Source organism: Clostridium sp. 10cd* (assembly GCF_044336395.1).
Classification (GTDB): domain Bacteria; phylum Bacillota_I; class Bacilli_A; order Erysipelotrichales; family Erysipelotrichaceae; genus Clostridium_AQ; species Clostridium_AQ innocuum.
Genome location: NZ_CP172347.1, coordinates 4529435 through 4550529, shown reverse-complemented (window position 1 = coordinate 4550529; position 21095 = coordinate 4529435). Strand labels below are relative to the sequence as shown.

The 21095-nt window shown below is 42.3% G+C and carries 20 protein-coding genes; 16 read left to right on the top strand and 4 right to left on the bottom strand.

Annotation, left to right across the window (positions count from 1 at the left end; all coding sequences use genetic code 11):
• Positions 1-65 precede the first annotated feature (65 nt).
• The 7 genes from ACG3M1_RS22600 to ACG3M1_RS22570 all read left to right on the top strand — a co-directional run bounded on the left by ACG3M1_RS22600 (position 66) and on the right by ACG3M1_RS22570 (position 10071).
• Positions 66-377 carry a PTS lactose/cellobiose transporter subunit IIA gene (locus ACG3M1_RS22600; protein ID WP_002606633.1) on the top strand — a complete coding sequence of 104 codons (312 nt, stop codon included), beginning with the start codon at positions 66-68 and terminating at the stop codon, positions 375-377.
• Between the two features lie 6 nt (positions 378-383).
• Positions 384-686, top strand: coding sequence for a PTS sugar transporter subunit IIB (locus tag ACG3M1_RS22595; protein ID WP_002606632.1), 303 nt, complete (start codon positions 384-386; stop codon positions 684-686).
• A 2-nt stretch (positions 687-688) separates the two neighbouring features.
• Positions 689-1984: a PTS sugar transporter subunit IIC gene (locus ACG3M1_RS22590; RefSeq protein ID WP_009270050.1), complete on the top strand. Its 1296-nt coding sequence runs from the start codon at positions 689-691 to the stop codon at positions 1982-1984.
• 2 nt (positions 1985-1986) lie between these two features.
• On the top strand, positions 1987-5148 hold the full coding sequence (locus ACG3M1_RS22585) for an adenine deaminase C-terminal domain-containing protein (protein WP_395814648.1): 3162 nt from the start codon (positions 1987-1989) through the stop codon (positions 5146-5148).
• A gap of 20 nt (positions 5149-5168) precedes the next feature.
• Positions 5169-7010 carry a BglG family transcription antiterminator gene (locus tag ACG3M1_RS22580; protein WP_154411004.1) on the top strand — a complete coding sequence of 614 codons (1842 nt, stop codon included), beginning with the start codon at positions 5169-5171 and terminating at the stop codon, positions 7008-7010.
• A gap of 26 nt (positions 7011-7036) precedes the next feature.
• Positions 7037-8470, top strand: a complete 1434-nt coding sequence (locus tag ACG3M1_RS22575) for a glycoside hydrolase family 1 protein (protein ID WP_257362599.1) — start codon at positions 7037-7039, stop codon at positions 8468-8470.
• Between the two features lie 848 nt (positions 8471-9318).
• Positions 9319-10071, top strand: a complete 753-nt coding sequence (locus ACG3M1_RS22570) for a GNAT family N-acetyltransferase (protein WP_021421017.1) — start codon at positions 9319-9321, stop codon at positions 10069-10071.
• Positions 10072-10382: 311 nt separating this feature from the next.
• Here ACG3M1_RS22570 and ACG3M1_RS22565 read toward each other — a convergent pair whose 3' ends face one another.
• Positions 10383-11129 carry a MurR/RpiR family transcriptional regulator gene (locus ACG3M1_RS22565; RefSeq protein WP_021421016.1) on the bottom strand — a complete coding sequence of 249 codons (747 nt, stop codon included), beginning with the start codon at positions 11127-11129 and terminating at the stop codon, positions 10383-10385.
• A gap of 272 nt (positions 11130-11401) precedes the next feature.
• Here ACG3M1_RS22565 and ACG3M1_RS22560 point away from each other — a divergent pair, with 272 nt between their 5' ends.
• Genes ACG3M1_RS22560 through ACG3M1_RS22520 form a run of 9 tightly spaced genes read left to right on the top strand, consistent with a single transcriptional unit; the run spans position 11402 to position 18042 of the window.
• Entirely contained in the window at positions 11402-12253 is an 852-nt protein-coding gene (locus ACG3M1_RS22560) for a class II fructose-bisphosphate aldolase (RefSeq protein WP_009270028.1), read from the top strand.
• Between the two features lie 3 nt (positions 12254-12256).
• Positions 12257-13261, top strand: coding sequence for a zinc-dependent alcohol dehydrogenase family protein (locus ACG3M1_RS22555; RefSeq protein WP_009270027.1), 1005 nt, complete (start codon positions 12257-12259; stop codon positions 13259-13261).
• A gap of 15 nt (positions 13262-13276) precedes the next feature.
• On the top strand, positions 13277-14935 hold the full coding sequence (locus ACG3M1_RS22550; RefSeq protein WP_257362651.1) for a PTS system mannose/fructose/sorbose family transporter subunit IID: 1659 nt from the start codon (positions 13277-13279) through the stop codon (positions 14933-14935).
• Between the two features lie 19 nt (positions 14936-14954).
• On the top strand, positions 14955-15401 hold the full coding sequence (locus ACG3M1_RS22545) for a PTS sugar transporter subunit IIA (protein WP_002606590.1): 447 nt from the start codon (positions 14955-14957) through the stop codon (positions 15399-15401).
• Positions 15370-15843: a PTS system mannose/fructose/N-acetylgalactosamine-transporter subunit IIB gene (locus tag ACG3M1_RS22540; protein ID WP_009588460.1), complete on the top strand. Its 474-nt coding sequence runs from the start codon at positions 15370-15372 to the stop codon at positions 15841-15843. The genes ACG3M1_RS22545 and ACG3M1_RS22540 overlap by 32 nt, the downstream gene beginning before the upstream one ends.
• A gap of 26 nt (positions 15844-15869) precedes the next feature.
• Entirely contained in the window at positions 15870-16655 is a 786-nt protein-coding gene (locus tag ACG3M1_RS22535) for an SDR family NAD(P)-dependent oxidoreductase (protein WP_009588420.1), read from the top strand.
• 28 nt (positions 16656-16683) lie between these two features.
• Positions 16684-17058, top strand: a complete 375-nt coding sequence (locus ACG3M1_RS22530) for a GntR family transcriptional regulator (RefSeq protein WP_395814645.1) — start codon at positions 16684-16686, stop codon at positions 17056-17058.
• A complete protein-coding gene (locus ACG3M1_RS22525; protein ID WP_395814642.1) occupies positions 17015-17416 on the top strand; it encodes a GntR family transcriptional regulator in 402 nt (133 codons plus the stop codon). The genes ACG3M1_RS22530 and ACG3M1_RS22525 overlap by 44 nt, the downstream gene beginning before the upstream one ends.
• Before the next feature lie 14 nt (positions 17417-17430).
• Positions 17431-18042 carry an AAA family ATPase gene (locus tag ACG3M1_RS22520; protein ID WP_009270022.1) on the top strand — a complete coding sequence of 204 codons (612 nt, stop codon included), beginning with the start codon at positions 17431-17433 and terminating at the stop codon, positions 18040-18042.
• Between the two features lie 527 nt (positions 18043-18569).
• Here the strand turns inward: ACG3M1_RS22520 and ACG3M1_RS22515 are convergent.
• From ACG3M1_RS22515 to ACG3M1_RS22505, 3 genes are all read right to left on the bottom strand, one after another.
• Positions 18570-19157: a flavodoxin gene (locus ACG3M1_RS22515; RefSeq protein WP_008816096.1), complete on the bottom strand. Its 588-nt coding sequence runs from the start codon at positions 19155-19157 to the stop codon at positions 18570-18572.
• A 334-nt stretch (positions 19158-19491) separates the two neighbouring features.
• A complete protein-coding gene (locus tag ACG3M1_RS22510; protein ID WP_008816097.1) occupies positions 19492-20283 on the bottom strand; it encodes a carboxymuconolactone decarboxylase family protein in 792 nt (263 codons plus the stop codon).
• An 18-nt stretch (positions 20284-20301) separates the two neighbouring features.
• Entirely contained in the window at positions 20302-20772 is a 471-nt protein-coding gene (locus tag ACG3M1_RS22505; RefSeq protein ID WP_009270020.1) for a flavodoxin, read from the bottom strand.
• Positions 20773-21095 lie beyond the last annotated feature (323 nt).

Here is a 21095-nt window from a genome sequence, read left to right as displayed (position 1 = left end):
GCTGAAGTAAAAGAAAACAAAGAAATTCCGGCGGTGCTATACTGAACATGAAAGGAGGCATAGCAATGGAAGAATTGGAAATTTCCCTGATGCAGATCATTTCCTATAGCGGGGAAGCAAGATCGCTGTGCTTTGAAGCATTGCAAAGCTATCGTGATGGTGATAAAGAAGCTGGCAGAAAGCAGTACAAGGATGCCGAGGAAAATCTCTATACAGCTAAGCGGGCACACAGTAGGATTCTGAAGCAATCTGCAAATGGGGAATTCGATCAGATCAGTCTGTTAATGGTTCATGCGGAGGATCAGATGATGGCGAGTGAAATCATTTATCAGATGACAAGAGAGTTATTTCACTGTATGAGTGAAACGAAAGGATGATACTTCATGTTAAAGATTATTCTGGTTTGTAACAATGGCATGTCCACAGCAATGATGGCAAAAAAAATGAATGAGAAATCCGATGGTTACTGTTATGTTGAGGCATACGGTGATGGAGATTTCATGAACTACCTGGAGGGGTGTGATCTGATTCTGGTTGGACCGCAAATACGTCATGAAATCCCGCGAATCAAAAAGTTTGTTGATGCGTCAGTTCCGGTTGTAAGCATGAATCCGTCACATTACGGATTGATGAATGCAAAGGGTGTAATTGATGATGTTAAAAAAATTATGAAAGAGAGAAAATAAAAATGGAAAGTATGAAGGACAGAATAGAGGCGAAAGTACTTGAATTTTCTGGAAAGCTAAGCACACAGATACATTTGCTTGCACTGCGTAATACGTTTATGACAATCCTTCCAATCATGGTGTTCGGCGGCTTGTCAGCTGTTATTTCCGCAGCACCTGTCACAAAAGAGACAACGAACGGTTTTCTGCTCGCATGGGCTGGCTTTGTGGCAGATTACAGCTATGTGTTCTCATGGATTTCAGTTTTAAGTCTTGGTTTTATCACACTGTATGTTGCACTTGGTATTACACATTATCTGTGTAAGAATTATAAAATTGAGGAATTGATTCCAAACTTTATCACTGTATTCGGAGTATTCATGCTGGCAGTGAGAATTGAAAAACTGCAGTATGGGCTATCTCTTACCGATTTGAACTTTCTGGATGGAAAAGGTCTTCTGGTAGGAATCTTTGTTTCCATTGTGACGGTTGAAATTTACAGATTTCTTAAATCAAAAAACTTTGGGCGCATCAAGCTGCCGGACAGTGTTCCTGCATCCCTATCCGAAACCTTTGCCTCCTTATCCATCGCAATCCTGATCATGTCGTTGTATCTGGTAATGTTTATCATCTTCCATAACATGGATACCACCTTTGCCATGTGGCTCAGCTCTGTTATAGCGCCGCAAATCAAAGCGACTGACAGCTTGTGGTTTATTCTCCTTATGACCTTTATTATCAATGCAGCATGGTTCTTTGGAATCCATAATGCAACCTTCTGGGGACTGATGGGACCGATTATGATGATGAACATTTCAGAGAATGCTGCACAGCTTGCGGCAGGAATAGCGCCTACAGCAATATTGACCGAAGCCTTCTGGGTATATTTCATCTGCATTGGAGGTGTCGGTTCCTGTCTCTCGCTTGCTATTATCCTGTGTTTCTCCAAATCGAAGCTTTTAAAAGTCGTTGGTAAGGTGGGAATCATACCGGCATTCTTTGGAATATCTGAGCCAATTACATTTGGTCTTCCGATTATGCTGAATCCTATCTTCTTCATACCATGTTCACTGGTATCTGTAGTTAATGCAGTTATAGCATTCCTTTGTCTGAATACAGGATTGATTGGAAAAACCTATGCGATGCTTTCTTTCAATATGCCAAGTATCTTCGGCGCCTATTTCTCCACCGGGGATTTCAAGGCTGTCATTCTTGTAGCTGTTCTGATTGTCATAGATATGCTGTTATATTTTCCGTTTATGAAAATGTATGAAAAGCAGCAGCTGCTGATTGAACAGCAGGACGAAATGCAGGAATAACCATGCTTGCGTTTCAACCAAAGGATACAAAACGGCTTATTGCAGCGGCTTTGGGAAATGTAGAGAATGATCTGGCTATTGAGGGGTGCCGCATCTTCAACGTATTTACAAAAGAATTCCTGGAAGCAACTGTCTACATCTGCGACGGGTTTATATCCCATGTGGAATATAATAAAAAGAATTCGGCACTGCCTTCAAAGCAGCGATTACAGCTGAACGGAATTTTGTGTCCGGGCTTCATTGATGCACATACACATATTGAAAGCTCGCTCCTTGTACCGGAACATTATGCCGCTATGGTTCTGCCGCACGGGACAACGACTGTACTGGAGGATGCCCATGAAATAGCAAATGTAATGGGAGTGGAAGGTATTCAGTATATGCTTGCTGCTTCACAGGATCTCCCTATGCGTATGCTGCTGACACTTCCATCCTGTGTTCCAAGTCTTCCGGGGTTTGAATCTTCCAATGCTGAACTGTTCGCAAAGGATTATACAGCACTCTTTCAGCATCCGCGTGTAGCCGGACTGGGTGAGGTGATGGATTATGAGGGAGTTTTGCAGGGAGAACAGCGTATACATGATTTACTGCTTGCTGCTAAAAAGCATGCAGGCTATCTGCAGGGACATGCACCTCTTATGGAGGGGAACCGTCTCAGTGCGTATGTAAATGCAGGGCCGCAATCCGATCATGAGGTGAAAACGAAACAGGAGGCTCTTGATAAATACAGAAAGGGTATGTGGATCGATATCAGAGAGGCTAACACACAGGGGCGTATGAAAGAGATTCTGGATGTCTGCAAAGAATTTAATGATTACAGCCGCATATGCTTCTGTACGGATGACCGACGCTGTAATGTCACCGGAAAATACGGACATCTGGATCATGTGGTAAGAAAAGCCGTATCTCTTGGAATGCCTGTGGAGGAAGCCCTGTTATCAGCGAGCTACCGTGTGGCACAGGAAAGCGGATGTAAGCATCTCGGTGCGATTGCTCCCGGATATGCAGCCGATCTGGTGCTGTTGAATAATGTGGAGGATCTGCAGGTGCATGCAGTATTTTTTGAAGGGAAGCTTGTCAGCAAGAAGGAACAGCTGACATCGCCAATTGTTTTATCCTCTTATACCCGCGAGCTGAACAGCAGAAATACTATCCAAATGCAGGCCCTGAAGCAGGAGGATTTCCTTATCAAAGCAAAGGGTCCGTATGCACAGCTGAATATCCTAAGCTTTGCATCTGAATATATAGCTACATCCCATCTGAAAACACGTATATGCCCGATACAGGATGGAAGGGTTTTGCTTCAAAAGGATAAAAAACAAATGTATGCCGCAGTATTCAACCGCTATGGACGCACACAAAGGGCGGTTTGTATCGTCGAGAATTTCGGTATTGATCATGGTGCTGTTGCCAGCAGTATCTCTCATGACAGTCATAATGTATGTGTGGTTTATGATACACCTGAAAACGGGTATCTGGCCGTACAGGAGGTTATGAATATGCATGGAGGCTTCTGTGCAGTTTCACAGGGAAATATTCTTGCATCTCTGGCTCTTCCTGTTGCCGGACTGATGAGCACGGAATGTATGGAAACAGTATCACAAAACGTGGAACTAATGGCGGAGGCCTTTCATAAGCTGGGGAACAGCTATTTGGAAAATCCGGTATCCAGAATCACAATATTGAATTTGCTTGTATGTCCGTACGTGAAGCTTTCTGACCACGGACTTGTTATGACAGAAGAGAAAAAAATAATACCAGTCGTGAAAAAGGAGGGAATCACCATGGATCAGCGTTATGAAAACGTAGTTTTAGATAAAATTCCGTTTCCGAAGGAGGAGACAGGAGAACCGGTACTGCTTAGTGATGAAACCATGCAGGAAAGACGGCAAAAGATTCTTCACCGTATGCAGGAGAAAAAACTGGACTGTATTGCCGTATATGCAGATGTGGAGCATGGTGGCAATTTTGAATACCTTACCGGTTTTATACCGCGTTTTGAAGAAGCCTTACTGATTCTTCATAAAAATGAAGATGCATATCTTCTACTGGGGAATGAGGTCCTTTCATTATCCAAGCATGCAAGAATACCTGCAAAGGGTCTGCATATGTCTTATTTCTCACTGCCTGACCAGCCGCTTCAGGAGGAAGAGGATCTAAAAAGTGTGTTAGCTAAGGCAGGCGTTAAGAACGGTATGCATCTCGGTGTGGTTGGATGGAAAGGCTTCTACCGTTTACAGAAAGAGCTGTTTGACATACCCTATTACATTCTTGAAGCATTGAAAGCTTGTGAAGTGAAGATAAGCAATGCAACGGATATATTCATCTCTCCAAAGGATGGTGCAAGAACGGTCAATAATGCAAATGAAATTGCACATTATGAGTATGGGCAGATCCTTGCAGCAAGAGGTCTTCAGCGGGCGATGCTTGCTCTGAAGCCGGGAAAAACAGAAGCTGAAATCGGAGGATTGCTGGAATCCGAAGGTCAGATACACAATGTTGTGACCATCTGTTCCAGCGGGACACGCTTTGAAAAAGCCAATCTGTATCCTATGAACAAGCCGATACAGACAGGAGAGAGAATATCACTAACCGTCGGGTATAAAGGTGGTCTTGCCAGCAGAGCAGCGTTTGCCGCCTATAAACGAGAAGACCTTGATTCCGCAGTAAGAGATTATGAAGAGAAAATCGCAAAACCATATTTCTCAGCTGTTTGCACATGGCTTGAGCATCTCCATATCGGTATGGAGGGGAAAGAGGTATATGCGTTGGTTGATGATATTCTGCCGAAGGATATTTTCTGCTGGAAGTTGAATCCCGGACACCTCACTGCGGATGAGGAATGGCTAAGCAGCCCGATTTACGAAGGTTCAAGGCTGAAGCTGAAAAGCGGTATGCTTTTGCAGATTGATATCATTCCGTCTGTAGAAGGATATCCGGGCTGCTGCTGTGAAAACGGCGTTGTTCTTGCGGATACGGTATTGAAAGAGGAAATCAAAAAGCAGTATCCAAACAGCTGGGAGCGCATGCTGGAAAGAAGAACATATATACAGGATGTTCTCGGTATTCAGTTGCATGAGGATATCCTGCCGTTATCCAGTATGGTTGCCTATTATACACCATATCTGATGAATCACGATTACGCATTTACCTGGAAACAATAACATGGAAAGGGAGAGATATCATGGAGATCAGTCTGTCAAAACGACAAATGAAGATGGTTGATATACTACTGAAGGAATCCGAATATTGTACTGCAGCGACACTTGCCAATCTTTTAAAGGTCAGTGAGAAAACAATACACGGAGAAATAGCAGAAATCAATAGGAAATCAAAAGCCTGCATGATATCTTCTCTGAAAGGAAAAGGGTATGTAGTGCGTGATAAGGATGCCTGGATCAGGCAGAACTATATCGTTGGTGATGAGGGGAGAAGAGATATAAAAATACTGAAGGAAATTCTATTCAATGAGCATGTGGATTACTATGAGCTTGCGGATAGATTTTATATCAGCCCCTCTACACTGAATAAGGATATACGGATATTGAATGAACGCATACAGAAGGAATTTCGGACACTGAGGATTACAAGAAAACAAAATCATCTCTTTCTGAATTGTGATGATATAGAAAAACGAAGGGTTTTGACTTATTTCCTATTGGAGGAAAGTGAGGATCAGCGCTTTGATGTTGGAATATTGGATCGTTATTTTGAAAATGTGGATGTCTATAGGCTTTCTGAGATACTGATGGAATTTATCCACAGGCAGCAGCTTGCTGTTTCTGATTTTAATCTGTTTTCCATCCTGCTGCATATGCTGATGTATATCAGTAACACCTCTTATATATGCATGGAAGAGGATCGTGCTTCGATATGTGATCAGGGCTGTAGGCCGTTACTTGAAGCGATAAGGGAAAGAATGCGTATTCAATTCACTGCAGAGGGTACACAGCAGATTTGTGCATTGTTCAAAAAACGAAATGCAGGACAGGATGATGTGAGAGTTATGCAGTTTCTGCATGAAGTATTGAGGGAAATTTATGATATTTACAGTATCAATTTTACTGAAAATCAGGATCTTATGGATAATCTGGCATTGCATCTTCAAAATTTGAGAAACCGCTGTAAGCATGGTATGCTGATAAAAAATCCATTATTGTCAGAGCTGAAGCAGAGCTTTGTTCTTATATATGATATCGCAGCATATATAGCGATACGCTTTCAGGAACAAACAGGCTATGTTCTGGATGAAAACGAAATCAGCTTTATCGCCTTGCATATTATGAACGGTATCAAAAGTATAAAGACCTCCATTGTCCGTATCGCATTGATCAATCCGTATGGAAATTCTGTAACACATATCATACAGCAGAGATTACAGGCTTTAACAGATGTCGAGATGATCGGCTGCTTCTCCATGTTTGATTTTAAAGCGCTTTATACCGAGAAGCCGGATATTATTGTGACAATGGTCTCAACCAGTGAGCAAATGGGAGTACCTGTCTTTCAGCTTGATAATTATCTTCAGGATGAAGAATATGAGAAAATTGAGCGTATTGTAAAGAGTGTCCGCGTTAAAAAGTCTTATGAAAATATCATGATCCATAATTATTTCAAGGAGGATTTGTTTTGTATTCCCTCACAGCTTACTACCAAGGATGAGGTGATTACCTATCTTTGCAGCTTACTCGAGGAACAGGGGTATGTGGACGCCGATTTTCAGGAACAGATTTATGAAAGAGAAGCAATTGCACCTACCTGCTTTGGCGCAAGATATGCAATTCCGCATACAACGAAAAAAACAGCAAAGAAAAACGGCATCGCTGTCGCACTGCTGAGGAAGCCCGTTATATGGGATGGCTTTGAAGTGAACATTGTATTGATGTTTGCTTTGCACAAGAGCTTTGATCAGGTTCCAAAGCTGTATGATCTGATACTGAATGTATTTGATGATCCTATTCGATTTGCACAGGTATTGGAATGTGACAGCTATACAGCATTTATGAAGAAAATACATATTACATGAGAGGAGAGATATAGAGGAGAGATATAATGAAAAAAGATAAACAATTTCCGGAAGGGTTTTTATGGGGTGGCGCAACCAGTGCCTATCAGTTTGAGGGGGCATGGAATGAGGATGGCAAGGGTGTAAACATTGTGGATATTCTTCCACATGGCAGCAGAGAGGCGGTACCAAAGGATCATAAGATTCTGCCGGATGTATTTTATCCTTCCCATGGCGGTATTGATTTCTATCACACCTATAAGGAGGATATCAGACTGTTTAAGGAGATGGGTATGAAGTGCTTCCGCATGTCGATTGCATGGACAAGAATTTATCCAACCGGAGTGGAGGAGGAGCCCAATGAAAAGGGTCTGCAGTTTTATGACAATGTGATTGATGAGCTTCTGAAAAATGGTATCGAGCCGCTGATTACCATTTCACATGACGAATTTCCACTGCATCTGGTAGAGGCATATGGCGGATGGAGAAATCGTATTCTGATTGATCTTTATGTAAAGTATGCGAAAACACTGTTTGAACGCTATAAAGGAAAAGTAAAATACTGGATCACGTTTAATGAAATCAATTTCTGCAGTGTTATTCCATGGTATGCGGCAGGTCTTGAATTCGAAGAAGGGGAGCATAAGGAACAGATCATGTTTCAGGCAGCACATCATCAGATGGTTGCAAGCGCACTGACAGTAAAGCTAGCACGCAGCATCGATCCGGAAATGAAAATCGGTTGTATGATCAATGCGATTCCAAGCTATGCCAATACATGCAAACCAGAGGATGTTATGGAAAGTATTGAAGCGAACCATGAGATTTTCCTTTATACCGATGTATGTGTACGTGGAGCATACCCATCCTATGCAAATCGTTTCTTTGAAGAAAAGGGAGTTAAAATTGTTATGGAGGACGGTGATGCTGAAGTACTTGCACAGGGAAGCGTTGATTTCTGCTCCTTCAGCTACTATTATTCAAGAGTGACTCCGTTAAATCCGGAAAAGGTCAGTGATCTGACAGAGGATGAGCGTATGCTGGGAGTTCTCCGTAATCCTTATCTGAAAGCCAGCGACTGGGGCTGGGTGATTGATCCGGTTGGCCTGCGTATTATTCTGAATCAGCTTTATGAGCGCTATCAGATTCCACTGATGATTGTAGAAAACGGTCTTGGTGCGCATGATGAGCTGGTTGATGGTAAGATACATGATGATTACCGTATAGAATACTTTAAAAATCATTTGATTCAGGTGCGAGAAGCAATCAAAGACGGGGTGGATGTTATGGGTTACACATCCTGGGGCTGTATTGATATTACAGCCGCCAGCACCGGTCAGATGAGCAAGCGCTACGGCTTTATTTATGTGGATATCAATGATGATGGAAGCGGCAGCAAAAAACGCTATAAAAAAGATTCCTTTGAGCGGTATAAGCGTGTAATGGAATCCAATGGGGAAGAGGGACTTGACGAATCATAAATAAAAGCTTAGGCTAATGAAATAGCTTCAGAAATATGAAGAAGCTATAGAGTATAATAAAGGAAGCCATCCATAAGGATCTTCATCTGAAGTAGTCAGAAGAAGGCGATTGGATGGCTTTTTCATATATTGTAGGAATTTGCATATATATTTATCTATCTTTGCTTTTTGTCTTTTGGAATGTCCTTGGACATTTTTCTTACAGTAGAATTAAAAATCCTGTGATAGTCAGAACATATGAATAAAGGGGCTGACTCCCTTAAAAAATTACGGTAAGAAGATATTTTGGATATACATGTATTTTTGTAGGATTGGAAAAAAACTTCTTATCTTATAGTAAGAGCTGTGTAATCTGGCAGAGAAAATTCGTGAATTCCCCTGCATATTTAATGAAACAGCTGATGTAATTCATCATCAGCTTTAACTGTGCATATGAATGAATCTATTTCTGTTTGCGACAAAGTGAATAGCAACTGGGATCAAGCTTTAATTGTCAATCTGATTTATAATTGTATGATAGAAGCTATGCGGCTGATGAAGAAGTAAATAAAATAGTTTTCTGATAAAAGTAAATACAAGCTTTCATAGTATCCGTATGCAGTATGCTCATTCAGAAATCAGATTCATTATGGGGAATGCTATGTTTTTGACTACAGCAGCTTGAAGCAGAAAAGATATAACATATAGCGGCGAGAATAACAGAATCAGCTTTAATATCGCATACTCATATGACCAATTTGATATCATGGACAAAAAAATGAGAATTCTATACGGATGCTTTTATGTATTGTGAGTGTCATACGTTACACATTTAAAATGAATAAGAATGAAAATAAGGAGGAAGATTTATGAAGAATGACTTTATCAATTTAACAGAGGAAAATGTATCAGACGAACACCTATGCTGCATCATACGCAGCAGAAAGTCGCATCCTGGGATAACAGCAAAACGAGAATGGCTTTCAGATAGGCTGAAAGAAGGACATGTGTTTAGGAAATTAAATGTAAAGGGAACCGTTTTTATTGAATATGCACCGCTTGAAACCGCCTGGGTACCTGTCGAGGGAAATCAGTATTATTATATATACTGCTTGTGGGCTGTCGGGGAGTATAAAGGGAAAGGTTATGGAAAACAGCTGTTGGAATACTGTATCGCAGACGCCAAAGCAAATAAAAAATCCGGTATATGTGTTCTCGGAGCAAGGAAGCAGAAAGCCTGGCTCACAGATCAAGCCTTTATACAAAGTTATGGATTTCAAGTCGCAGATACTACTGAAAGCGGCTATCAGCTGCTGGCACTATCTTTTGACGGTACGCTGCCCCGTTTTTGTACATCCGCGAAACAAGAGCACATTTGTAATCAGGAGCTAACGGTTTTCTATGACATGCAATGCCCGTACGTTTTGAAAAATGTAGATATTATACGGCAGTATTGTGAAATGCATGACATTCCTGTAACATTTCATTTGATTGATACATTAGAAAAAGCAAAAAATGTACCGTGTGTTTTCAATAACTGGGCTGTATTTTACAAGGGAAGGTTTCAGACGGTTAATCTGCTGCTGGATATTAACAGTTTAGCGCGTATTTTGAAGAAGTAAACGTATAGGTTATGATACATACTAGTAATCTGTGATGAAGCATATTTTACTTGGGAATGTCCATACTTATGGAATTAAGTAAAAACCTTTTTTCCCGCTTTTGTATGTTTTCTCATTCAATGGTATTCTGAACAAGGTAGGAATTCAATTAAGCAAGCCATCATATTTTATCCAACAGCTTATATACATATTAAAAGAAGGATGTAAAGGACTTTGTTGTGAACTGCATGTATTTGTGGTGAATGGAAATCTGTGTTTGCTTTTCTGTGAAATCCGTTCATATAATACAGAAAATAATGTTAAAACGCACATCACTGCCCGATGTATTCAATAATCGTCCTTGTGATGATCAGCAGCGGTATCCTTGAATACACCGTCATTCCACTGGCCTTCATAATCTGCTCGGAATGGCCGTAAATCGTGATATCTGAAAATTTCTCCAGCTCACAGGGAGATTTACAGCAGCAGGTAATCACCTTGGCACCCTTCATTCTTGCAGCTCTGGCGCTTCTTGCCAGCTCCGGCGTGGAATTTCGCAGGGATAGAATAAAGGCAATATCGTCCTTTGTGACAATGCGTTCGGTATTCTCCATCCATTTCACATCCTTAACGATGATGGCATTGTAGCCCAGCAGCTGCAGGTACATTTGAAATTCCTCTGCGATCAATGCCGTAAAGCCTCTGGCAAAGATGAATATACGCTTTGCCTGCTTGATGTATTCAATTGTTTTCAGCATGGCAACCGGACTGATATTATCAATCGTTTTTGTACTTTCCCGATATGATTTTGCGAGGATATTATTTACTCCATAGCTGGATTCGTGATGCTCCTTCATCTGCTCCTGCTGAGAAATCGCATAGCGCAGCTGGGAAATCCCCTGATAACCGCATTTCTGAATCGCTCTGGATACTGTTGATTGTGATGTGAAGGTTTTCTCTGCGATATTGGTGATGCTCATATAGGGAATCTTTTCTTCATTCTGGTTTAAAAACTGAATGACCCCCTTCTCCGCTTCTGACAGCTTTTCATATATACCTTTATCAATTTGTATAAACATATGCTTACCTCCCTGTGTGTTTTCTCTATCATTGTACCATGAATGGCCATTCATGAATTTTACTATTTATCACAATTTCAGAATGTGTTTTCAGCGTGAAAGCGCTGTATTTTTTATGTAATCAAGTATAATGTGCTTGTAAATCAAAACGTACGTATATTTTGATATTATGATATTCGTATATTTCAGAAAGTTAACGCTGGATATACAGGATCACCACAAAAGGAGGATGCAGATTCTCCATTGCATACAGGTTATTAAAGGAGGAAATTATGTATACAACATTAAAGGAAGTGCTGAAGGAGGCAGAGTTGCTGCACATGGCGATTGGGGCGTTCAATACGCATAACCTGGAGATGCTGCCGGCCATTATTAAGGCTGCAGTACATCAGAAAACCCCGGTTATTATTCAGACAAGCTGTGGAACTGCCAATTATGTCGGGCATAGAAATCTTGTCGCAGTCTGCCGTTCCATGGCCGAGGAATACGGCGTCGATGTCGTTCTTCATCTGGATCATGCCAGGGATTATGATGAGATACGCAAGGCGATTGATGCCGGCTACAGCTCCGTTATGTTTGATGGATCATCCCTTCCCTTAAAGGAAAACATTCTGGGGACGAAACGGGTTGTCGATTATGCCAGAGCTCGCAATGTAAGTGTGGAGGCGGAGCTTGGAACTGTCGGCGGAACTGAGGACGGTATCGCCGTGAGCCAGGACGATGCCTGTTACACGGATCCTGAGGATGCGGTTGAGTTTGTGAAGCAGACGGGTATCGATGCACTGGCAGTGGCAATCGGTACAAGCCACGGTCAGTACAAATCAAAAACAAATATTAGTTTTGAACGTCTGAAGGAACTGCAGGAGGTAGTTGATATTCCGCTTGTCATTCATGGAGGAACCGGTGTTAAGGATGAGGATGTAAAACGTGTTATTGATCTGGGCATCCGCAAGTTTAATGTCGGTACTGAGCTGCTGGTCGGCTGGAATCGTAAATCCAGAGAGTGCTATGATGAACATCGCGAGAACATATCCAATCGCGATAATGTCGTACCATGCCTGGATACCATCACGGAAATCGTGGAGCGAAAAATTCATCTGTTTAAGAATTTGGATGGTGAATAACATATGAAAGCTGGATATTATACCGGAGATTATGGATATGAGGTGCGTGATATACCAGAGCGTAGGCCGATAGCGGATGAAGTAAAAATCCGCGTTGCCTGGTGCGGATTATGTGGTACCGATATTCATAAGTTTCAGGGGAAAAACGGCGCAAGTGTTGTCATACCACCCATTATTCTGGGACATGAGTGTTCCGGTATCGTTACAGAGGTAGGGCCTGAGTGCAAATACTTTAAGGTTGGGGATCGTGTTGCCTGTGATCCCAGCTGGGGATGCGGAAAATGTATCTGGTGCCAGCAGGGACTGCCAAACTTCTGTCTGGAGCGTCATGGCGTAGCCAAGGGCTTTGCGGAATATGTTTATCCGCCGGAAAAGAATGTATATCATATAGCGGATACACTGGATCTGGAGGCTGCGGCCTTTACGGAGCCGTTATCCTGTGCGGTCCACGGTATGGATCTGATCGGGATACAAAGCGGTAAAACGGTTGCCATGTATGGTATGGGGGCCATCGGTTCCTTGATGCTGCAGCTTATTCGATTAACAGGTGCTGCCAAAATCATTGTGATTGAGCGGGAAGCGGAAAAACGCAGACTTGCTCTCGAGCTGGGCGCAACCATGGCCATCAGCGATCAGGAAATCGAGGAAGTCGCTAAGCAGGAAAACATTGATTATGTCATTGAATGCATCGGCTTAAAATCCACCATGGAACAGGCAATTCGCATTGCGGGGAAATATGCGAAGGTACTGCTTTTCGGCCTGGGGGATCCAGAGCAGCCAATCAGCTTCAATCAGTTTGAGGCTTATACAAAAGAACTCAGTATTTATACGTCATTTCTGAATCCGCTATGCAGCGAGCGTGCCGTGCACCTGCTGGAAAGCGGACAGATCAATACAAAGAAAATAATAAGTGCAAAGCTTACCTTGGAGGAAATGGGAGAGGAACTAAAGACCCTGCGTTATGCAAGAAAAGGGAAGGTCTTGGTTTCCGTAAGCGGTGAGCACTAACAGGAGGAAATAGTTATGGTGTTATCAGCAATCTTAGTTGCATTATTAGCTACAATGGGGCAGTGGTGGTTCTTCGGCCCTGTCACGAAATGTCTTGTTTATCCATTGACCACAGGTACGCTGGTTGGTCTGTTCATGGGGGATCCGATGACCGGTATGCTGGCGGGGGCCAACATTCAGTTGATTTATCTGGGATGGATTTCCGCAGGTGGAACCATGCCGAGCAATACCATCGTCGCAGGTATCTTCGGTACGGCGATGACGATTTTATCCGGCGCCGATCCGACGATGGCCGTAACCTTTGCGATTCCGTTCAGTATGTTTGGACTGTTGCTGAACCAGGTATATATGACAGTCAACGCCGCATGGATTCATCAGGCGGATAAGCTGCTGGAAAAGGGCAATCTGCGCGGTGTGCGTTTTATGAACTTCGTGCCTTCCTTCTGTATGGCACTTGTCCTGTATGGAATTCCTGCCTTCCTTCTGGTTGTATCCGGAAGCGGCTGGGCAAGCGATCTGATCAATGCCGTTCCGGAAAGTGTCATCAGTGCACTTCAGGTTGTCGGCGGTATCATGCCGGCCTTGGGTATTGCAATGCTGTTGAACTATCTGGGTAAGAAAAAGCTGATTCCGTGGTTCTTCAGCGGCTTCTTTCTGACCGTATATTCCGGTCTGGGACTTACTGCAATCTCCATCTTCTCTGCAATCATTGCACTTGTTATGTATCTGAACAGCAATACTGCACAGAAGCAGACGGAAACGAAGAAGGTAAAACGTCTCTCATTAAATAAAAAAACAGAAACGATCGAGGTTTCACAGCCGGCTGATCAGGCTGCAGCAGCTGAACTGCCGGAGTATACAAAAAAGCTTTCCAAGAAAACACTTGTTAAAACATGGTTATGGACAACGAGTACCGAGGCCTGCTACAACTATGAGCGTTTACAGGCTCTGGGTGCTGCCAACCTGATGCTGACACCGATTCGTGAGCTGTATGACACGAACGAAGAACGTGTAAAAGAACTGAAAAAATATATGGTATTCTACAATTCTGAAGTATTCACCGTAGGACCGATCATCAACGGTATCGCCTGTTCCATGGAGGAGGCACATGCGAATGGTGAAAACGTTACAGAGAAGGATATCAATGCTGTACGTACCGGTCTGATGGGGCCGGTTGCCGGTATCGGTGATACGGTCATGCAGGGAATCCTGTTCCCGATTCTGTTTGGTATCGGGTGCTCCATGGCGCTGGATGGAAGCTATTTAGGACCGATCCTGTCCTTTGCAATCTTTGAAATTTTAATCTTCGGCTGCGGATACTTCATGTTTATGACCGGCTATAAGCAGGGAAAAACATCACTGCTGAAAATTCTTAAAAACGGTACGATTGACCGTATCATCAACTCCTTCAGTATTGTAGGTCTGATGGTTGTCGGATCCATGGCCGCAACCAGAGTCACGGTAAATACTCCGCTCGCAATCAAGGTAGGAGAAGGAACAACCACAATTCAGAGTGTACTGGATTCTCTTGCTCCGGGTCTGATTCCGCTGGGAATCACATTGCTTGTATGGTGGATGCTGAAGAAGAAAATCAATACTGTATGGATCATTATCGCAATCTTCCTGGTAGGTATCGCAGGCTATTACAGCGGTATTCTGGGCTATGTAGGATAGAAGGCGAAAGAGGACAGCTATGGTAAATATCATTTTGATCAGTCACGGCGCATTCTGTGAAGGTCTGCTTGCCAGCCTGCAGATGATTGCAGGCGGAGATTACGGAGTGAGGGCGGTGCCTCTCATTCCGGGTGAGTCTCCGGAAGCCTATCGTGAAAAGCTTGAAACTGTCATGCGGGAAGCCGATGACGGCAGCGGTTCAGGAACCATCGTTTTGTCTGATATTGCAGGTGGTACACCTTTCCAGAGTGCCGCATATCTTTCAAAGGATTTCAAACTCGGGCTTGTTTCCGGTATGAATATGCCGATGCTGCTGACGCTTGCATTGGAGCGCAGCGAAGAAACAACGCTGGAGGAGCTTGCGGATAAAGCAGGCATATCGAGTACAGTTGGCGTAAAGACAACGGTATTCAAGAAAGGAGAGAAAAAACAACGTGCAAAACTTAGTATTAACAAGAATCGATGACCGTCTGATTCACGGACAGGTGATGACTGCCTGGATCAGGAACAGAAAAGCGGATCAGGTGGTAATCGTGGATGACGGAACAGCGAATGATGAGTATATGATCGAGGTGCTGGAGATGGCAATACCGGAAGAAATCGCAATAGGAATCTTCACCAAGGAAGAAGGTGTGCAGTTCTTTGAACAGGGACTGGACGCACCGACGATTCTGCTGGTCAAGGGGCCGGAAGCATTAAACTATCTGGTAGATCACGGCATTGCCATTGAGGAAGTGGATGTCGGAGGCATGGGTGCCCGAGCTGATCGAAGTGTGCTGTATAAGAATATCTCAACAAGTCCTGAGGAAAATAAGGCGTTCTCTGAATTATTGGAGAAGAATGTAAATGTCTTCATACAGGTGATGCCGCAGGACAAACCGGTAAGTGTTAAGGAATATCTGAAGTAGAAAATAGAGAGTGATGGTGGATAGATATGAATCATGAAGGAATGGAAGGAAGCGTAATAGTAATTACGGGAGGCGGCAGTGGTATGGGCGCTGCCATGGCGAAGGATTTTGCGGAAAGAGGTGCCGGTATCGCAATCCTTGATCTGGATGAAGCAAGAGGATCGGCTGTTGCGGACAGTATCACGGACGCAAATGGAAAAGCGGTTTATAAAAAAGTTGATGTTACAGACAAGCAGGCGGTTCTGACTGCTGCCGATGAAGTGGAGCAGGAGCTGGGAGCTATCACATCCTGGATCAATTCCGCCGGTGTAAGTAAAATGGTACCGTTTCTGAAAAGCAGTGAGGAGCTGTGGGATTTGACAATCAATGTCAACCTGAAGGCTACCTTCCTGTGCTGTCAGGTTGCGATTGAAAAAATGCTGAAGCATGGTGGGGGAACCATATTGAACATGTCCTCCCTGTCCGGTAAGAAGGCAAGCGCATGGCAGACCGTATACTGTGCAAGCAAGTTTGGTGTGCAGGGACTGACACAGTCCATTGCAAAGGAATTTGCGGATCGCAATATACGTGTAAATTCCATATGTCCGGGAATTGTATACACGGAAATGTGGGAAAAGCTGAAATATGAATATGCACAGAAGAAAGGCATTGATCCGGAAGAGGTCATGCCGTATTTCAAAAAGAATATCCCGATACATCGTCTGGTTGATCTTCAGGACGTTATCAATGCGGCAGTATTTCTGCTGACAGATAATTCCGCTTATCTGACAGGGCAGTCCATCAATCTGACAGGCGGAGAATGGATGGATTAAAAAGGCAGTAGAATGAGGAGGGATCATCATGGGTGCATTGGATTTCAGTGGAAGACAACAGCTGTATTATCAGCTGTATAATCTTCTGTTTCAGGACATCATCAGCGGTAAATATCCTGTAGGCTGCATTATACCGGCGGAGAGCGAGCTGATGAATACCTATCATGTATCTCGGGCAACCGCACGGAAAGCGATGGAGATGCTTGCCAATGACGGGCTTGTCAGTAAGAAGCGCGGGTACGGAACCTTTGTCATATCGGCACAGCCCAATACATCACCACAGCGCGTAGTCCGCTATACAAGGAAAAACAGAGTGGATCAAGTTATCGCCGTAAAACGAATGATCAATCAAAAAAGTAATGAAAGCGCCCAAGGATATCGCGGAGTGTCTTCAGCTATCTGATGATTGTGATATCATTCGCATAAAGCGTGTACGCTATGCGGGGGAGGAGCCGTTCTATCTGGAAATCAATTATTTCGAGCAGTCCTTTGTACCGGAAGTCATGGAGCATGATTTTTCGAAAGAATCTCTGCGTGTCTTTCTTTCCAATGCCTATCAGATTCAATGGTCCTTTGCCAAGCAGAAAATCTATTCCATTCTGGCAGACAAAGAAATGGCAGAGCTGCTGCACATTGCTGTCGGCAGTCCGCTGCTTTATATACGCCGCATATCCTTTGATAAGGATAATCATCCAAGGGAATGTGTCTGTACCTATTATCGTGCAGATACCTACCATCTGGAGATTGAGCTTGCCATATAACAGGAGGTTCGTTCATGAAGCAGACACTGATTTTGCTTGCCGGCTATCCCGGTACGGGTAAAAGCTATCTGGCAGAGCTGTTAATGAAGCAGTTTACCGGCTTTGAAATTTTATCACCGGATGAGATCAAGGAAGAGTTCTGGGATGCCTACGGTTTCCGCAATGAACAGGAAAAGGAAGAGCTGATTCAGAAAAGCTGGGTGGAATACTATCATAGAATGGAGTGGAAATTCACACGGGGAATCAGTCTTCTCAGCGATTATCCGTTCAGCTATAAACAGCATGATCAGCTGCAGGAGGTCTGTGATAAGCATCATGTACAGATTATTACGATTCGCATGATTGCCGATCTGGATGTTCTATTTGAAAGGCAGAAAAAACGGGATTTGGACGCTTCCCGTCACCTCGGGCATATCCTAAAGGAATATCATAAGGGAATACAGCTGACAAGTCATGAGGAAGCGGACAATCTGCTGGATTATGATGAATTCATACAGCGCTGTACCTGCCGGGGATATGGAACCTTTGCACTGGGGACGACCCTGCAGCTGGATGTGACAGATTTTGCGACAGCTCCATATGATGAGCTGATGATAAGAATAAACGAGCTTTTGGAATTTCAATAACATTTTCATCGCCAAAATAAAAAAACATTGGTCTAAAGTAAGGCGGAGGCTATTTCGCAGAAATGCTCAAACTCTTATGAAGCGGGCTATTTCATGCGTACCTCGATGCGCCTTCAAGCATACAAAGGGCTCAGATCATTAGATTCTTATCAAATAAGCGCTGCTTGTTTTTTAAAGAAGCACCTGATTTAATTGGACTTTTTAAACAGACAAAAATGCCGTCATTCCCATATGGAATGGCGGCATTAACACGATCTTCTATTACTTATCCTATAATATTATCTTTATCCTTATGTCTGCATGACTGCATGATACAAGAGTGATGTAAGACCTTCTATCACCGCATCTGTGCCTGTCAGATAAGTATTCTTTTATGTTAATGTAGTATCTCCTTGATATAAGGCTCAGCCCTTATAATTAAGCATATTATTTAATTCTTCTGTATAAATCGGATATGAAATATACTATAACTCAAACTGCATATATATAATTTCCCACTTTTTAAACTGAACCTGAATATAAGATTTTTATCCTATACTTTCCAGCCAGGCTTTAACATCTTCTTCTGTAGGATTATCGAATCTTTTGCCTGCAACAATATTCAAGTTTGAATACATAGTTTGCAAATCTGAAATACTGCTTTCTATACCACTGCCTCCGGATGTACAGAAGGTATATATTTTTGAGTTACTAATATCGTATTTATCTAAAACTGTTTGAATAATTCTCGGATTTGTTCCCCACCATACAGGATATCCAAGATAAATCACATCATACTCTGTTATAGCACTCAAATCATTCTTAATGGAAGGCCTTGAAGCATCATCCTTCATTTCAAGATTAGCTCTACAATTATCGTTATTATAATTAAGATCATCTTCAGTATACTTTTTATCTGGGATAATTTCATAGATATCCGCTTTAGCTTCATCAGCAATCAATTCTGCTACAGCTTTCGTATTACCTGTTGCTGAAAAATATACAACTGCTATTTTGAGATCATTCTCCTGCGCTGTGTTTTTCTCAGATGCTGGTATACCTGTTGTATTATGACTACATGCAACAAGTACTGTTAAACATATAATGTATATAATTGTAGTCAGAATTCTTTTCATATTTGACACCTTCCTTTTCTCATTGAACAATACCCCCTGTTCCGGGTTGTGACCGGATTTGATACTTGTGTTTCATACATACCAGCGATAGCTGAAATGCTAAGCTGCTTAAATACAAGTGATGAAAGCATATGCTTCTGATAATACTTTACAAGGTACAGATTTGAAGTACGGATAGGAGACAATCAAACACAAGGCTTTGATGTGCAATCCTCATGGAAACATATTTAAAGTGCTGTCTTTTCAAGTGCAAACATAATAAAAGCTCTTACAGCTGCAAATAATAGCTGTTCCAAGTCCGAGCCGCAGTATTTGTTGTTAGTGATACTTTGTGTCAGAGTTCATAGCTTTTCTTTTCGTATTCCAATTGCAAATATTGCTCATCCGTAACAGGTTCACACCATTCATTTGATACTTCAATTCCCGGTACTTCTATCGCCAGATGAGAGAACCATTCATTTGATGCTGCTCCATGCCAATGTTTAACTCCTTCCAGAATACTGATGCAATCTCCTGCTTTCATTTCTATTACACTTTTTCCTTCTTCCTGATAAAACCCGCGTCCTGCAACACAGATTAAAATCTGTCCACCACCGCTCTTCGCATGATGGATGTGCCAGTTGTTGCGACAACCCGGTTCAAATGTCACATTGTAAATTGCCACTTGGGAAGTTGAAACAGGTGCAAGAAAGCTTCTTCCTGAAAAATACTTTGCAAAATCATCGTTTGGATCTCCGATTGGAAATATCATGTCTTTTGCATGTGCCCGCATTGCTGCATCTTCATAAGGTAAATCACCTTCGTTCACATTCCATACTTCTTTTGCCAAAGTAAATACAGCCCATCCCTTCGGCCATCCTGCATAAAATGCAACATGTGTGATAATGGCAGCAATTTCCTTCTGCGTAACACCATGCCTTTTTGCATTTTGTAAATGAAATTTTAATGATGTATCTGTAATACCAGATGCCATAAGAGCGACAACGGTTATAATACTTCTGGTTTTCACATCGATATCATGATTGTTCCAGTTTTCTCCAAAAAGCACATCGTCATTAAAATGGGCAAATTGTGGTGCAAATTCTTCTAATGCGTTTCTTCCTGCTGTTTGTATTATCTTCTTCATGTTACATCTCTCCATTTTTTATAATGTTTCTACCCATTTCATTATTTGCTGTCTGGTTGTGTTGTTAAATATCCTTCCTTCTTCTATAACACTGTTTGGTACAGAAGGCTGCAATTCTCTCATCGTATTTCCAAATCCACTTCCACCGGAGGTAGCAAATAAAATTATTTTTTTATCTGAGAAATTATATTTTTCCAAGAATGTATGTACGATTGTCGGTGCAACATACCACCAGATGGGAAATCCTAATATTATCTCATGATAGGTATTCATGTCTATATCTATATCAAGTAATTCAGGTCTGTATGTCTTATCACTCATTTCTATACTGCTTCTGGATTTTTTATCCATCCAGTTAAGGTCACGTTCTGTGTATGGTGTCTTTGGAGTAATCTCAATTAAGTCTGCATTTGCACAATTGGCAATCATTTCTGCGACTTTTTTTGTTGTTCCGCCTGCACTGAAATATGCCACTAGTCTTTTTTTCATACTATCATCCTCCTCAGCGTAAAAAAATAAATGCATAAGCTTAACTTACACATTTATTCTATAATTTATTACTATATCATGTCCAATACCTATACTGCATATATATGCATGCCTAAAAGGCATTCATTTCCTTTATCACCTTATGTTCAGGCTGTGAGTAGGAGATATTTCATCTCCATGCAATTACAGTACCTGCAATAATCTCAGGATATATTTCTTTGTACTAGAATATCTTCCTTAGCAAAGCCCTCAACACTAGCTGCCATCACATGAGCGCTTGTACCAAGATTGCTGTGAACTACCGCCAGCTAAAGAGCAGGCGG

Coding starts and splice junctions, on each gene's coding strand:
- ACG3M1_RS22515 (WP_008816096.1), bottom strand. CDS start 19,157: ATGAAAAGAATTCTGACTACAATTATATACATTATATGTTTAACAGTA.
- ACG3M1_RS22545 (WP_002606590.1), top strand. CDS start 14,955: ATGGTAAATATCATTTTGATCAGTCACGGCGCATTCTGTGAAGGTCTG.
- ACG3M1_RS22510 (WP_008816097.1), bottom strand. CDS start 20,283: ATGAAGAAGATAATACAAACAGCAGGAAGAAACGCATTAGAAGAATTT.
- ACG3M1_RS22560 (WP_009270028.1), top strand. CDS start 11,402: ATGTATACAACATTAAAGGAAGTGCTGAAGGAGGCAGAGTTGCTGCAC.
- ACG3M1_RS22550 (WP_257362651.1), top strand. CDS start 13,277: ATGGTGTTATCAGCAATCTTAGTTGCATTATTAGCTACAATGGGGCAG.
- ACG3M1_RS22505 (WP_009270020.1), bottom strand. CDS start 20,772: ATGAAAAAAAGACTAGTGGCATATTTCAGTGCAGGCGGAACAACAAAA.
- ACG3M1_RS22590 (WP_009270050.1), top strand. CDS start 689: ATGGAAAGTATGAAGGACAGAATAGAGGCGAAAGTACTTGAATTTTCT.
- ACG3M1_RS22575 (WP_257362599.1), top strand. CDS start 7,037: ATGAAAAAAGATAAACAATTTCCGGAAGGGTTTTTATGGGGTGGCGCA.
- ACG3M1_RS22535 (WP_009588420.1), top strand. CDS start 15,870: ATGAATCATGAAGGAATGGAAGGAAGCGTAATAGTAATTACGGGAGGC.
- ACG3M1_RS22555 (WP_009270027.1), top strand. CDS start 12,257: ATGAAAGCTGGATATTATACCGGAGATTATGGATATGAGGTGCGTGAT.
- ACG3M1_RS22595 (WP_002606632.1), top strand. CDS start 384: ATGTTAAAGATTATTCTGGTTTGTAACAATGGCATGTCCACAGCAATG.
- ACG3M1_RS22570 (WP_021421017.1), top strand. CDS start 9,319: ATGAAGAATGACTTTATCAATTTAACAGAGGAAAATGTATCAGACGAA.
- ACG3M1_RS22565 (WP_021421016.1), bottom strand. CDS start 11,129: ATGTTTATACAAATTGATAAAGGTATATATGAAAAGCTGTCAGAAGCG.
- ACG3M1_RS22530 (WP_395814645.1), top strand. CDS start 16,684: ATGGGTGCATTGGATTTCAGTGGAAGACAACAGCTGTATTATCAGCTG.
- ACG3M1_RS22520 (WP_009270022.1), top strand. CDS start 17,431: ATGAAGCAGACACTGATTTTGCTTGCCGGCTATCCCGGTACGGGTAAA.
- ACG3M1_RS22525 (WP_395814642.1), top strand. CDS start 17,015: ATGAAAGCGCCCAAGGATATCGCGGAGTGTCTTCAGCTATCTGATGAT.
- ACG3M1_RS22585 (WP_395814648.1), top strand. CDS start 1,987: ATGCTTGCGTTTCAACCAAAGGATACAAAACGGCTTATTGCAGCGGCT.
- ACG3M1_RS22580 (WP_154411004.1), top strand. CDS start 5,169: ATGGAGATCAGTCTGTCAAAACGACAAATGAAGATGGTTGATATACTA.
- ACG3M1_RS22600 (WP_002606633.1), top strand. CDS start 66: ATGGAAGAATTGGAAATTTCCCTGATGCAGATCATTTCCTATAGCGGG.